This is a genomic window from Caulobacter sp. GW821-FHT11E11 (assembly GCF_058808315.1).
In genome coordinates this window covers 130416-143705 of record NZ_JBXARO010000011.1, presented here as the reverse complement: position 1 = coordinate 143705, position 13290 = coordinate 130416, and the positions used below count along the sequence as shown (strand labels likewise).

Annotated in this window: 12 protein-coding genes; 3 read left to right on the top strand and 9 right to left on the bottom strand. The window is 69.8% G+C overall.

What is annotated here, in order from left to right; translation table 11 throughout:
- The first annotated feature begins 105 nt into the window (after positions 1 to 105).
- Positions 106 to 813 (top strand): transcriptional repressor LexA, encoded by a 708-nt coding sequence (gene lexA / locus AC1RR5_RS24240; protein ID WP_492925858.1) that lies wholly within the window; start codon positions 106 to 108, stop codon positions 811 to 813.
- A 78-nt stretch (positions 814 to 891) separates the two neighbouring features.
- Here lexA and AC1RR5_RS24235 read toward each other — a convergent pair whose 3' ends face one another.
- On the bottom strand, positions 892 to 1647 hold the full coding sequence (locus AC1RR5_RS24235) for an isocitrate lyase/PEP mutase family protein (protein WP_492925856.1): 756 nt from the start codon (positions 1645 to 1647) through the stop codon (positions 892 to 894).
- 30 nt (positions 1648 to 1677) lie between these two features.
- Positions 1678 to 3822 carry a ComEC/Rec2 family competence protein gene (locus tag AC1RR5_RS24230; protein WP_492926031.1) on the bottom strand — a complete coding sequence of 715 codons (2145 nt, stop codon included), beginning with the start codon at positions 3820 to 3822 and terminating at the stop codon, positions 1678 to 1680.
- 186 nt (positions 3823 to 4008) lie between these two features.
- Here AC1RR5_RS24230 and gltX point away from each other — a divergent pair, with 186 nt between their 5' ends.
- Both gltX and gltA read left to right on the top strand, forming a co-directional pair.
- A complete protein-coding gene (gltX, locus tag AC1RR5_RS24225) occupies positions 4009 to 5436 on the top strand; it encodes a glutamate--tRNA ligase (protein WP_492925854.1) in 1428 nt (475 codons plus the stop codon).
- Between the two features lie 67 nt (positions 5437 to 5503).
- A complete protein-coding gene (gltA, locus tag AC1RR5_RS24220) occupies positions 5504 to 6784 on the top strand; it encodes a citrate synthase (RefSeq protein WP_492925852.1) in 1281 nt (426 codons plus the stop codon).
- A 57-nt stretch (positions 6785 to 6841) separates the two neighbouring features.
- On the opposite strand, the gene AC1RR5_RS24215 is transcribed toward gltA, so the two are convergent.
- From AC1RR5_RS24215 to lpxD, 7 genes are read right to left on the bottom strand one after another with little or no spacing between them, the layout of a single operon-like run.
- On the bottom strand, positions 6842 to 7105 hold the full coding sequence (locus AC1RR5_RS24215) for an EscU/YscU/HrcU family type III secretion system export apparatus switch protein (protein WP_492925850.1): 264 nt from the start codon (positions 7103 to 7105) through the stop codon (positions 6842 to 6844).
- Positions 7102 to 8898 (bottom strand): flagellar hook-length control protein FliK, encoded by a 1797-nt coding sequence (gene fliK, locus AC1RR5_RS24210; RefSeq protein WP_492925848.1) that lies wholly within the window; start codon positions 8896 to 8898, stop codon positions 7102 to 7104. Before fliK ends, AC1RR5_RS24215 begins: the two co-directional genes overlap by 4 nt.
- 58 nt (positions 8899 to 8956) lie before the next feature.
- Positions 8957 to 10126: a lipid-A-disaccharide synthase gene (gene lpxB / locus AC1RR5_RS24205; protein ID WP_492925846.1), complete on the bottom strand. Its 1170-nt coding sequence runs from the start codon at positions 10124 to 10126 to the stop codon at positions 8957 to 8959.
- A complete protein-coding gene (gene lpxI, locus AC1RR5_RS24200; protein ID WP_492925844.1) occupies positions 10126 to 10968 on the bottom strand; it encodes a UDP-2,3-diacylglucosamine diphosphatase in 843 nt (280 codons plus the stop codon). The genes lpxB and lpxI overlap by 1 nt, the downstream gene beginning before the upstream one ends.
- Before the next feature lie 9 nt (positions 10969 to 10977).
- On the bottom strand, positions 10978 to 11769 hold the full coding sequence (lpxA, locus tag AC1RR5_RS24195; RefSeq protein ID WP_492925842.1) for an acyl-ACP--UDP-N-acetylglucosamine O-acyltransferase: 792 nt from the start codon (positions 11767 to 11769) through the stop codon (positions 10978 to 10980).
- Complete coding sequence (gene fabZ, locus AC1RR5_RS24190) at positions 11766 to 12245, bottom strand: 3-hydroxyacyl-ACP dehydratase FabZ (protein WP_492925840.1); 480 nt, start codon at positions 12243 to 12245, stop codon at positions 11766 to 11768. Before fabZ ends, lpxA begins: the two co-directional genes overlap by 4 nt.
- Before the next feature lie 6 nt (positions 12246 to 12251).
- Positions 12252 to 13271, bottom strand: coding sequence for a UDP-3-O-(3-hydroxymyristoyl)glucosamine N-acyltransferase (lpxD, locus tag AC1RR5_RS24185; RefSeq protein WP_492925838.1), 1020 nt, complete (start codon positions 13269 to 13271; stop codon positions 12252 to 12254).
- Positions 13272 to 13290 lie beyond the last annotated feature (19 nt).

Below are 13290 nucleotides of genomic sequence, written 5' to 3'. Positions count from 1 at the left end.
CCTCGCCTTTCTCCGGCGAACGACGCTCGACTTGACTTTAACGCGGAACGCCTAGAGAACATTCGAAAGGTTTGCGGTTTGTTCCGCGCTCCAGCCGAGGTTCACATGCTCACCCGCAAGCAGCACGAACTGCTGATGTTCATCCACGAGCGGATCAAGGAGACCGGCGTCTCCCCGTCCTTCGACGAGATGAAGGAGGCCCTCGACCTGGCCTCCAAGTCGGGCATCCATCGGCTGATCACGGCCCTGGAAGAGCGCGGCTTCATCCGTCGCCTGGCCCACCGGGCTCGGGCGCTGGAAGTGGTGAAGCTGCCGCAGCAGGCGACGACGGCCGCCCCGCCCAAGGGCCGCGGCGCGTTCCGCCCGCAGGTCTTCGAAGGCGGCGGCTCGCCCCCGCCCGCCCCGGCCGCCTCGTCGGCGCCCGCCAATGACAGCCGCGACCTGCCGATCCTGGGCAAGATCGCCGCCGGCACCCCGATCGACGCCATCCAGCACGAACGCGAGCGCCTGCCGGTGCCCGAAGCCATGTTGGGTAGCGGCGAGCACTATGTCCTCGAGGTGCAGGGCGACTCGATGATCGAGGCCGGCATCCTCGACGGCGACTACGTGATCATCAAGAAGGGCGACACCGCCACCTCGGGCGAAATCGTCGTCGCCCTGGTCGGCGAGGAAGCCACCCTCAAGCGCCTGCGCAAGAAGGGCGGCTCGATCGCCCTGGAAGCGGCCAACCCGAAGTACGAGACCCGCATCTTCGGCCCCGACCAGGTCGAGGTGCAAGGCAAGCTGGTGGGCCTGATCCGCCGGTATCACTAGCTCGGCTCATCCCCGCGAAAGCGGGGATTTGAATAGGCCCCGACCTTGGCTGAGGTTCGGGGCCTTTTCGTATCGGGGTTACAGCCGCCCTTCCTCCGCCAGCCGCTTGGCCGCCTTGTCGAAGCCGGCCCAGGCCGCCGCCGCCAGCGAAGCGCCCGTGCTGACCCGGCGCACGCCCAGCGCGCCCAGGCTCTCGACCGACATGTCCGAGCCCCAGAACAGGACGTTGACCGGCTTGGGGGCCACGGCCTGAACGATAGCGCGGATTTCCTCGGGATCGGTGACCGCAGGTGCGTAGAGGCAGTCGGCGCCAGCCTCGGCATAGACCTTCAGGCGCTCGATGGTCGGCTCCAGATTCCGGTTGCCACGCAGATAGCCCTCGGTGCGGCCGACCAGGATCACGTCCTGGCCCGAGGCGTCGATGGCGGCCCGGGCGGCCTTCAGGCGTTCCAAGGCGACCGGCAGGTCGTAGAGCGCCGAGCCCGACCAGTCCTCGATCGACAGGCCTGCGACGCCGGCCTCGATGGCCAGGGTGACGCTCTCGCCGACGCCCTCGGCGGTATCGGAGAATCCGGCCTCGAAGTCGGCGTTCACCGGCAGGTCGGTGGCGGCGCACAGCTGGCGCAGGTGATCGATAACCTCGTCGCGGGTGATCTGACCGTCGTCCTTGCCCAGGGCCCAGGCCGCCCCGGCGCTGGTCGAGGCCAAGGCCTTGAAGCCCAACTTCTGCAGCCGCTTGGCGCTGCCGGCGTCCCACGGGTTCGGCAGGGCGAAGCAGCCCTCGGCATGCAGGGCGCGGAAGGCGGCGCGGCGGGCGGCGAACGGGTTGGACATCACGAATCCTCCAGAAGGTCGGCGCGAGGCTTAGCCGCCGCTCGTGACATCAGGTGTCAGCAGGCGGCTCCAAGGCCGGTCGCCGCGCAATGGCTGAGCCCAGACGATGCGCCAGCCGTCGGGCCGACGATAGAGCTCGGCCGCTCCACCGCGCGCGAAATCCTCAGCCGCCAGCAACACCGCATCGGCGCACAGCGGCGGGATGCGCTCCGGCGCCGGACCCCGGATCACCACGACCTCACTGGCCACGCACATGCCCGACAAAGTCTCGGCGTCGGGCGTCTTGCGGCTCCAGGCCAGGGACAGCCGCACCGGCGCGCCCAGGGCCGGCGCGCAGACCCGCTTGTCGCAGGCGTAGAGGCTCCAGGTCGCCGGCTCGAGCCCGCGCCGCCGCGCCCACAGCTCGGCCCCGAAGCGCTTGGCGTCGGTCCGCAACAAGACCGCCGCGTCGCCCGAGCGGACGGCGGCCGTGGCGCCGTCGGCGGCGATCCAGGCGTCCGGCGCGGCGGGCCTGGGCCACAAGGCGACCGCCAGGGCCAGGGGCGCGCCGATCCAGCGCAGATGGCCCTTCCACAGGCACAGGATCATCAGGCCCAGGAAGGCCACGACCAGCACCTGCGGCGGGGCGCTGGCTACGATCCTCTGCGCGCCATGGGCGTCGGCGAAGCCGTTGGCGATCCCGACCATGGCGTCGATGCCCCATCCGGCCACGGCCAGGAACGGCGCGCCCAAGCCGAACGGCTCAAGCAAGGTGCCGATGGCCAGGAACGGCATGATCACGAACGACGACAGCGGCGCGACCGCCAGATTGGCCGGCAGGCCCCAGACGGCGACACGATTGAAGTGCTGCATGGCGAACGGCGCGGTGGCCAGGCCCGCCACCAGGCTGGCCGCGACCGACGCCGCCAGCCAGACGATCCCCGCCTGCGGCCAGCGGATCCACCAGGGCGTCGAGATCTCCTTCACCGGACGCGGCCAGGCCTCGGCCAGGGCCACCAAGGCGGCGGTGGCGGCGAACGACATCTGGAAGCCCGGCTCGCCGGCCGTCTCGGGCTTCAGGGCCAGGATCAGCAAGGCCGCTACTGCCAGCCCATGAAGCGTGATGGCCCGCCGGTCGAACAGGATCGCCAGGAACGCCACGCTGGCCGTGATCGCCGCCCGCTCGGCTGGCGGCGGGGCTCCCGAGATCACCAGATAGCCCAGCACGGCGACGAGGCCGGCGATGGCGGCGATCTTCTTGCCTGGCGCCCGCAGGGCCAGCCACGGCCAGGCGGCGACGCCCAACCGCACTACCCCGAACATGAAGCCGCCGACGATGGCCATATGCAGGCCGGAGATCGAGATGATGTGCGCCAGGCCCGAAGCGCGCATGGCGTCCGTGTGGTCCTGAGTGATCCAGGCTTCATGGCCGGTGACCATGGCCGCGCCCAGGCCACCGCTGGTGGGTCCCATCCGCGCCAGGATCCGCTGAGCCAAACTCCAGCGGAAGGCGTTGACCGCCATCGACAACCGCAGCCGCCATGGTGGCGGATCCAGCCGCGCGACGTCCCAGTCGCCGATGATGAAACCGACGCCGCCGATCGAGTCGAACCAGGCGTCGCGCGCGAAGTCGTAGGATCCCGGCGCGGCCGGCGGCGGCGGCGGCCCCAGCATGGCCCTCAGCCGCACAGCCTGGCCCGGCGCGGGCGTCTCGTTCTCGCCGATCGTCACCCGGATCCGACGCGGCGTGTGTTCCGGCGCCAGCCCCGACACCGCGACCGGCGCGATCAGCAGACGCGGCCCGCCCGCGCCGGGGCTGACGACGTCGACGACAAAGCCCTCCACGCGTCGCACGACCCGCTCGCCGGCCATAACCGGCGCGGCCACACGGTCGCTGCGGAGCTTGGCCGCGAAGCCGCCCGCCGCGCCGCAAGCCGCCAGACTGGCCAGAGCCACCAGCAGCGGCGCCGCATTGCGTCGGCGCAAGACCTGCCAGACCGCTGCCAGCACCAGCATCACGCCGCCCAGCAGCCACAGCGACGGCTCGCGCCCCGCCTCCAGATAGGCCGCCGCGCCCAGACCGAACGCCACCGGCGTCCACAGGAAGGCCCGGACCGCATTGACTCGCACTTCGGCGACCGTCAGCGCCGCGAGGCCGCGCCAGGAGACCCGCGTTGCGGCTGTCGCCGGCGCGATATCGGCAAGTTCCGCGCCTAACACCCGGAAACCACTGTATTTTTGACGGTTAAGCCAAGTTCGCCGCGCTGCGGAAAAGCGCTAGGCCCGGTGCAAAGCGGCATGCTAAGACGCGCCGCCCAAGCCGCATCGCGGCCCGCGGTTTCCGGCGCCGTCTTGGCGTCCAGCCTTGCAGCCCTGAAGTCCATGTCGAACCCCACCTCCCCCGGCCCTTTCGCGACTGGCGTCGTCACGCGCTTCGCCCCCTCGCCCACCGGTTTCCTGCATATCGGCGGCGCCCGCACGGCGCTGTTCAACTGGTTATATGCACGCCACACGGGAGGAAAGTTCCTTGTTCGCGTCGAGGACACCGATCGTGAGCGTTCGACCGAAGCGGCCGTCGCCGCGATCTTCGAGGGCCTGAACTGGCTGGGCCTGGAATCGGATGACGAGGTCGTCTTCCAGCACACCCGCGCCCCGCGCCACGTCGAGGCCGTGCAGGAGATGCTGGCCGCCGGCCGCGCCTATCGCTGCTGGATGACCGTCGAGGAACTGGAAGTCGCCCGCGAGAAGGCCCGCTCCGAGGGCCGCGCCATCCGCTCGCCCTGGCGCGACGCGCCGGAAGGCGACCTGGCGGTCCCGCACGTGATCCGCTTCAAGGGTCCGCTGGACGGCGAGACCGTGGTCGACGACCTGGTCAAGGGCCCGGTGACCTTCCGCAATATCGAGCTGGACGACCTTGTCCTGCTCCGCGCCGACGGCGCGCCGACCTACAACCTGGCCGTGGTCGTCGACGACCACGACATGGGCGTCACCCACGTGATCCGTGGCGACGACCACCTTAACAACGCCGCCCGCCAGAGCCTGATCTACAAGGCCCTGGGCTGGGACGTGCCGGCCTTCGCCCACATCCCGCTGATCCACGGCCCCGACGGCGCCAAGCTGTCCAAGCGTCACGGCGCTCAGGCCGTCGGCGAGTTCGCCGACCTGGGCTACATCCCCGAGGGTATGCGCAACTACCTGGCCCGCCTGGGCTGGGGCCATGGCGACGACGAGGTCTTCAACGACGAGCAGGCGATCAGTTGGTTCGACGTGGCCGACGTGGTCAAGGCGCCCGCGCGCCTGGACTGGGCCAAGCTGAACCACATCAACGCCCAGCACCTGCGCAAGGCCGACGACGCCCGCCTGACCGAGCTGGCCCTGACGGCCGCCCATAAGCGTGGCGAGCCCCTGCCCGCCGACGCCCGCGAGCGCATCGCCCGCACGGTTCCGGAGGTGAAGGAAGGCGCCAAGACCATCCTGGAGCTGGTCGACCACTGTGCGTTCGCACTGAAGGTTCGTCCGCTGGCGCTGGAAGAGAAAACCCAAAAGCAGCTGACCGAGGAAACCGCCGAGCGCCTGACGCGCCTGCGGGAGCAACTGGCCTCGGTCGCGACCTTTGACGCCGCCTCCCTGGAAACCGCGTTGAAAACGTTCGCGGAATCCGAAGGCGTCGGCTTCGGCAAGTTCGGCCCGGCCCTGCGCGGGATCCTGACCGGCGGCGCGCCGGCCCCGGACCTGAACAAGACCATGGCCGCGCTCGCCCGCGAAGAGAGTTTAGGGCGCCTTGACGACGCCCTGGCGCCGCGCGCATGAGGCGCTATAACGCACGTGCGAAAACGAAAGTTGGACTGCTCGTTCCAATTTATGAAGGGGTCTAAGTATGACCGATAAAGCCACGCTGACGATCGGCGACAAGAGCTACGACCTGCCGATCCTCAAGGGCAGCACGGGTCCGGACGTTCTCGACATCCGGAAAGTCTACGCTGAAAGCGACCACTTCACGTTCGATCCGGGCTTCACGTCCACTGCGTCGTGCGAAAGCAAGATCACCTATATCGACGGCGACGCCGGGATTCTGCTGCACCGCGGCTATCCCATCGACCAGCTGGCCGAGAAGTCCTCGTTCCTCGAGGTCTGCCACCTGCTGCTGAACGGCGAACTGCCGTCGGCCGAAGAATTCGCCAAGTTCGAAAAGAACATCACCTACCACACGATGCTGCACGCGCAGTTCGACGCCTTCTTCCAGGGCTTCCGCCGCGACGCGCACCCGATGGCCGTGATGACCGGCGCCGTCGGCGCCCTGTCGGCCTTCTACGCCGACAGCATCAATGTCGATGACGCCCGCGAGCGCGAGATCAGCGCTCACCGCCTGATCGCCAAGATGCCGACGATCGCTGCCCGCGCTTACAAGTACACGGTCGGCCAGCCGTTCGTGTCGCCGCGCAACGACCTGTCGTACTCGGAAAACTTCCTGCGCATGTGCTTCGCCGTGCCGGCCGAGGACTGGAAGCCGAACCCGGTGCTGACCCGCGCCATGGACCGGATCTTCATCCTGCACGCCGACCACGAGCAGAATGCCTCGACCTCGACCGTCCGCCTGGCCGGTTCGTCGGGCGCGCACCCGTTCGCCTGCATCGCCGCCGGCATCGCCTGCCTGTGGGGCCCGTCGCACGGCGGCGCCAACCAGGAAGCCCTGGAGATGCTGGAAACCATCGGCTCGGTCGAGAACATCCCGGACTACGTCCAGGGCGTGAAGGACCGCAAGTACAAGCTGATGGGCTTCGGCCACCGCGTGTACAAGAACTTCGACCCGCGCGCGAAGGTCATGCAGAAGACCGCCCACGAAGTGCTGGCGGAACTGGGCCACAACAACGACCCGCTGCTGCAGGTCGCCCAGGAACTGGAAAAGGTCGCCCTGAGCGATCCGTACTTCATCGACCGCAAGCTGTACCCGAACATCGACTTCTATTCGGGCATCACCCTGCGCGCGATGGGCTTCCCGACCAACATGTTCACCGTGCTGTTCGCCCTGGCCCGCACCGTCGGCTGGATCAGCCAGTGGAAGGAAATGTTCGAGGACCCCACCCGCAAGATCGGTCGTCCGCGTCAGCTCTACACGGGCGCCACGCAACGCGACTACGTGCCGGTCGAGAAGCGCTAAGCGCTCTCTACTCGGAGACACGGATCAGGCCCCGCTTTCGGCGGGGCCTTTTTCGTTTCAGCGCTTCATCAGGAAGCTGAGGACCTCGGCGACGGCGCGGTACAGGGCCTCGGGGATCTCTTCGTCGATCTCGATGCTCGACAGAGCCTGGGCCAGAACCGGGTCTTCCTCGATCGGCACGCCGTGCTCGCGGGCGGTCTCGATGATCTTCTCGCCTAGCCAGCCCTGGCCCGAGGCGACCACCTTGGGCGCGTTGGGCTCCTCGTAGAGCAAGGCGACGGCGATGCGCGGGCGCGCGGAGGGTCCGGTGATCCCGCTCATGAGGCCTGGTCCACGAAATGGCCCAGCGGGCTGACGCCGCCGGGCGCAGGCGGCGCGCCGGAATGGACAGCGACCTCGGGGGTCAGCTCGGCCTCGCGCAGGGCGGCGGCCAGGCTTTCCTCGCCGGCGCGGAAGCGGGCGATGGTCTCGGCGCGCTCGGCCCATAGCGAGACGCGGGTGCGGGCGCCGGTCAGGGTGACCATGGCGTGGACGGGGCCCAGCGGCTCGATGTCGATCGAGAACCGGGCCTTGTAGGTGCGCTCGGCCGGCCCGACCGCGCCGCCGCCGGAACCGCCGCCGTCGTGGCTGATCTCGAACTGTGCGACGGCGACGCCCTGAGGCGTCACGAACGGCAGGTCGAGGTTCAGGCGCGCCCCCTGTTGGCGCGCCTCCGGGGTCTCGAGCTCATGATACTGGGCGTCGGGCAGAGAGGCGATCTGCATCAGGTCCTGGCGGGCCAAAGCGCCGCTCGCGCCCTTCAGCAGGCCGCGCACGATGTCGATGGTCGGCTGGCCGAGCGACATCGCGGGCGGCGTCGGCTTCTGGCCCGCCATCGGACCGCCGGCATAGGGCGGCGGCGGGACCTTGGAACGGGCGATCTCGGCCGCCGGCGCGCCATAGCCACGCGCGACGGCGGTCCTGGCCTCGGCCTGCGGGTTGGGCGGCGGCTCCTCGGCGACCGTTTCCTCGGCGATCAGACCGGCCTGGATCAACGGCGATAGCGACGGGCGTGCGGCGGGCGCGGGATGCGGCGAAGCCCTGGGCGGCGCCACGAGCGAACCGAAGCGGGCCGCGAGTGGCTCTTCCTCGGGCGGCGGCGTGGGCATGGGCTTGGCCGGCGGAGCAGGTTCTTCCGCTTGAGCGGTTTCCACCGGCGGCGGCGCGGGTGCGGTCGTCGCGGCGGGGGCGTTCTCGAGCGCCGGAGCGATGTTTGGCTGGGCCGGCTGCCCCGGAACGGGCGTCGACGGGCGCGCGGCGGGCTGAGGCGTCGCCTGAGCAGGCGCGGGCTGCGGCGTGGCTTGAGCGCCAGCGGGCGTCGGGCCGGCTCGCAGCGTTGGCGTCGGCGTATCAGCCTCGGCCGTAGGGCTCGGTGACGGCTCGGCGGGCGCTTCGGTCGTGACTTGCGGCACGGCGCGGGCCAGCCAGGCCGACAGCGCACCTCGGAAGACCAGCAGCGCGGCCTTCATGTCGTTGGACTGGGGCAGCGTCGGCGCGAGGTCCGAAGCCGCAGGCGGCGCGGCCGCGCGAGCCATCCTGGCTTCCAGGAAGACGCCGGAGCGCTCCACGGCCTGGCGCAGGCCCTGGGGTGTGGCCAGTTCGGCGGCCTGGGGCGTCTTGGCCAGCAGCGCCCTGCCCGCCTCGCGGACCTCGGGCGGCATGTCGGGACGGTCGACGACGGCGCGGACATTGGCCATCAGCGGCGCGATCCCGGCCTGGCGCGGCACGGCCTCGGCGGCGGCGGTGCGCACGGCGCGGGCCATGCGGGTCTCGGGCGTCGGCTTGGTCGCCAAGGCCTGCTGCTGAGCCAGCGGCGCGCCCTTGGCCGTGCTGGCGGCATCGGCGGTGTGGCCGGTGTCCTGCGTGGAGGTCTGGCCAACCTGCTCGACCGGCGTGCCGGCCTTGACGGTCTGGGGCGTCGCGGCCGGGCGACCGACGATCTGGCCCAGCTCGGCGTTCATGTTGGTCAGGGCCTGGCGCGCCATGGCCTGTAGAACCGCGACCGAATCCGGCGGGGTTCCAGCCGGATGGGATGGAAGGATCGGGGTCAGGGGCGTGGTCGGGTCGATGGCCACGACGACGGCTCCACGGCGACAGGTGTCCCGACACTATGAGTCGAGCGTAAAGCTCTAGTTAACCACCTTGGCCGTGGACCTTCAGGAAGCCCAGCAGGGCGTCGGCGGCGGCCTCTGACGGGTCGGGCATGCCGCGGCCCATCTTGTCCAGAGCGGCGCTCTGCTCGGCCGCTTGGCGGGCGCGCAGGGCCGGGTCGTCGAGCAGCTTGCCGACCTCGCGCGCCAGGCCCTCGCCATCGCAGGCGTCCTGCAGCAGCTCCGGCGCGACGGCCTTGCCGGCGGCGATGTTGAACAGCGTGACCCACTTGGGCTTCATCAGGCGCTTGAGGATGGCGTAGGTGATCGCGCCGGTCTTGTAGCCGACCACCATCGGCGCGCCGGCCAGGGCCAGTTCGGTCGTCACCGTGCCGCTGCAGGCCAGGGCGACGTCCCCGGCGACGAAGGCGTCGTCCTTCAGCGCCTCGTCCTCGATCACGTGGGCGCGGAACGGCCAGCCGGCGACGCGGGCCTTCACGGCCTCGGCGACGGTGTAGGCGGCGGGAATGACGATTGCCAGCTGCGGCCGGTCAGCCTTGAGCCGGCGCACGGCGTCCTCGAAGGCCGGCATGACGCGCTCGATCTCGGACGGGCGGCTGCCAGGCAAGACCAGCAGGATTGGATCTGTCGCCGAGACCCCGATGGCTTCGCGCAGCCTTGCGCCATCAGCGTGATCGAAGCGCTTGGCCAACGCCGAGTTGCCGACGAAGACGTTTTCCAGCCCGGCCGCGTCGAAATACGGCTTGTCCATCGGCTGGATCGACAACAGCAGGTCGACGGCCTTGGCCAAGCCTCTGGCGCGGCCTTCGCGATAGGCCCAGACCTGCGGCGCGACGTATTTCACCAGCGGTAGTTTGGGGTCCAGCTTGCGCAGCGCGTGGGCCAGACGGATGTTGAAGCCCCAGCTGTCGATCAGGATCGCCACATCGGGCTTTTCCCGGGCCGCCAGGGCCACGGAGTCGTCCAAGCGGGCTTTGACCGTCGGATAGGCCTTCAGGCCCTCCCAGATGCCCAGGATCGACAGCTGGGCGATGTCGAAGGGGCTCTGCACCCCTTGCTCGGCCATCTTGGCCCCGCCGACGCCGACAAAGGTCACCTGGTCGCCCAGCCGCGCCCGCAACGCCTTGGCCAGGCTGGCGCCCAGGGCGTCGCCCGAAGCCTCGGCGGCGACCAGCATGACTTTCATAACCATCAGGGCCGCCCCTGCGGATCGACCCCCAGCACGAAGAGGCCCAGATCGTCGGCGCAGGCGATCACCGCGTCACGGTCGACCACCAGCAGGCGGCCGGTCTCGCCGACCACGCCGGCCAGGCCGGCGCGGGCGGCGCGCTGGATGGTGGCGACGCCGATGGTCGGCAAATCGACCTTGGTTTCCTGGATCGGCTTGGGCGCCTTGGCCAGCACGCCGCGCGGACGTTCGGCCGAGCCCCGGATGGCCTGGGGCAGTTGCTCCACGCGGCGCAGCATGGCGTCGGTGCCCTCCTGGGCCTCGACGGCCAGCACCAGGCCCTCGCAGACCACGGCGCCCTGCCCCACGTCCAGGCGACCGATCTCGCGGGCCACGTGCAGGGCCTTGTCGATATCAGCCATCTGCTCGGGCCTCGGCGTATGTTTGCCCAGGCGGCCGCGCGGCAGGGTCATCTCGCCCATCACCTCGTGGGCGCCCTCGATCTCGAAGCCTTCCTTCTCGAACTCGTCCAGCACGCGGCGCAGCAGGGCGTCGTCGCCCTTGCGCGCGGCAACGATCAGGCTGGGCAGAACCTTGATGCCCCGGCCGTCGGGCATCAGTTTCGCGAAGTCGGGGCGGCTGACATTGCCGGCGAAGCAGACGACCTCGCAGCCCTCGGCCTTCAGCGCCTTGAACGCCTTGCCGAACTCGCCGATGCCCACTTCCGCGCCGGTATAGCGAGCTAGGGCCGGCTCGGCGAACCCGCGCAGGCGCATGACCGCGAAGGCCCGCCCGGCGGCCTCGCAATGGGCCGCCAGTTCGACGGGAAGCGACCCGCCGCCGGCGATCAGACCCAGCTTGCGCATCACCGGACCCTAGACTTCGCGCTCGGGCAGGCAGAGCGGGCGATTGGCGTCGGCGCGGATGAAGTCGACGATCTCCATGACCTCGGGATTCCCGGCATGGATCTCGGCCACGTCGTCCAGGCGCTCCTGGAAGGTGCCTTCGTCGGCGAACATCAGGCGGTAGGCCGCGCGCAGGGCGTTGATTGTCTCGCGCGAGAAGCCCCGGCGCTTGAGGCCGACCAGGTTCAGGCCCTCAAGGTGAGCGTGGTTGCCCCACACCGAGCCGTACGGAATGACGTCCTTGGTCACTGCGGCCAGGCCGCCGATAAAGCTGTAGCGACCGATGCGCGAGAACTGGTGCGCGGCGGCCAGGCCGCCCATGAACACATAGTCGCCGATCGAGACGTGGCCGCCCAGGGTCGCGCCCTTGGCCAGCACCACGAAGTCGCCGACGATGCAGTCGTGGGCCACGTGCGAGCCGACCATGTAGAGGCCGTCCGAGCCGATCGTGGTCACGCCACGGCCCGAGGCCGTGCCGGTGTGCATGGTCACATGCTCGCGGATGATGTTGCGCGGGCCGATCAAGAGCTCGGTCTTCTCACCCTTGTGACCCAGGTGTTGCGGCGGGCCGCCCAGATTGGCGAACGAGTGGACGGTGCAACCCTCGCCCAGCGTCGTCGCGCCTTCCACCACCACGTGCGACAGCAGGCGCACGCCGGCTTCCAGGGTCACGTCGGGGCCGACGATGCTGTAGGGCCCGATCTCGACGTCCGAGGCGATCTTGGCCTCGGGGGCGACGATGGCGGTGGGATGGATCGTCATGCCTTGGGCCCCGTCTCGACCACCATGGCGGCGAACTCAACCTCAGCGGCCACCTTGTCGCCGACCTTGGCCACGCCCTTGAACTTGAAGATCGACGAGCGCGCGCGCACCACTTCGACTTCCATGCGGATCACGTCGCCGGGGCGCACGGGCGTGCGGAAGCGGGCGTTGTCGACCGACATGAAGAAGATGGTCTTGCCCTCGGTGTCGACCTCCAGGCTCTTGCTCATCAGCACCGCGCCCGTCTGGGCCAGGGCCTCGATGATCAGCACGCCGGGCATCACCGGATTGCCGGGGAAGTGGCCCTGGAAGAACGGCTCGTTGACCGTCACGCACTTGATGCCGACGATCGACTTGTGGGCCTGGTAGTCCTCGGCGCGATCGACCAGCAGGAACGGATAGCGGTGCGGGATACGCGCCAGGATCTCGGCGATATCGATATCCGTGCGCACCGTTTCGTCGGTGTTCTGGGTCATTGAGCTTTAGCCCCTCGTGCCTCGGCCGCCCGCCATGCGCGAGAGCCATGCGGTCTCCCGAAGCCACCGCTTGAGCGGTCGCGCCGGAAAGCCCGTCCAAGTTTCACCTGCCGGCACGTCCTTGAACACCGAGGCGGCCGCCCCGATGCTCGCGCCCGAGCCGATGTTCAAATGGTCGGCGACGCCGGCCTTGCCGCCGAAGGCGACACCGTCGCCGACGACCGTACTGCCCGACAGCCCGGTATAGGCCGCCAGCACGCAATTGCGTCCTACACGGACGTTGTGCGCGACATGCACCAGGTTGTCGATCTTGGTGTTCTCGCCGATCGTCGTATCGGCGAAGGCGCCGCGGTCGACGCAGCTGTTGGCGCCGATGGTGACGTTGTCCTGGACCACCACCCGGCCCAACTGGGGCATGTCGACCATGCCGCCAGGCCCGGCGGCGGCGCCGAAGCCCGCCTCGCCAAGAACCGCGCCGGCCGAGACCGACACCCGGTCACCCAGCAGAGCAAAACCGATCACGGCATTGGCGCCGATCAGGCAGTCACGGCCGACCAGCACGCCCGGACCGATCACGGCGCCGGGACCGATCCGCGTGCCGCGCCCGATGCGCGCGCCCTGCCCGATCGTCACGTTCGGCGACAGCAGGACGCCGTCCTCGAGCTCGGCCTCGGGATGGATGGGGGCCGCGCCAGTCTCGTGACGGCGCGGCGCGTGCAGGCGATTGGCGGCGGCCGCCCAGGCGGCCTGCGGGTGCTTGGTCACAAGCGCGGCGCAGGACGCGGGCAGGAAATCCTTGTGCTCCGGACGCACGAAACAGGCGCCCGCCTGGGTGGCCCCAGCGGCGTCCTTGCGCTTCGCGTCGGAGAAGAACGTGATCGCTTGAGCATCCGCTGTATCCAGCGGCGCGGCGTGGGCGATCAGGCGGTCGCCCCAGGCCGCATCCGCCAGCTCGGCGGCGCCTGCCCGGGCCAACTCGGAAAGCGACGCCGGACCCGGGCTATCGAAGAAACGCGGGTCCGGCATGGCTCCTCACGGCAAAAAC

Coding starts and splice junctions, on each gene's coding strand:
- lexA (WP_492925858.1), top strand. CDS start 106: ATGCTCACCCGCAAGCAGCACGAACTGCTGATGTTCATCCACGAGCGG.
- AC1RR5_RS24235 (WP_492925856.1), bottom strand. CDS start 1,647: ATGTCCAACCCGTTCGCCGCCCGCCGCGCCGCCTTCCGCGCCCTGCAT.
- gltX (WP_492925854.1), top strand. CDS start 4,009: ATGTCGAACCCCACCTCCCCCGGCCCTTTCGCGACTGGCGTCGTCACG.
- gltA (WP_492925852.1), top strand. CDS start 5,504: ATGACCGATAAAGCCACGCTGACGATCGGCGACAAGAGCTACGACCTG.
- AC1RR5_RS24215 (WP_492925850.1), bottom strand. CDS start 7,105: ATGAGCGGGATCACCGGACCCTCCGCGCGCCCGCGCATCGCCGTCGCC.
- lpxB (WP_492925846.1), bottom strand. CDS start 10,126: ATGGTTATGAAAGTCATGCTGGTCGCCGCCGAGGCTTCGGGCGACGCC.
- lpxI (WP_492925844.1), bottom strand. CDS start 10,968: ATGCGCAAGCTGGGTCTGATCGCCGGCGGCGGGTCGCTTCCCGTCGAA.
- lpxA (WP_492925842.1), bottom strand. CDS start 11,769: ATGACGATCCATCCCACCGCCATCGTCGCCCCCGAGGCCAAGATCGCC.
- fabZ (WP_492925840.1), bottom strand. CDS start 12,245: ATGACCCAGAACACCGACGAAACGGTGCGCACGGATATCGATATCGCC.
- lpxD (WP_492925838.1), bottom strand. CDS start 13,271: ATGCCGGACCCGCGTTTCTTCGATAGCCCGGGTCCGGCGTCGCTTTCC.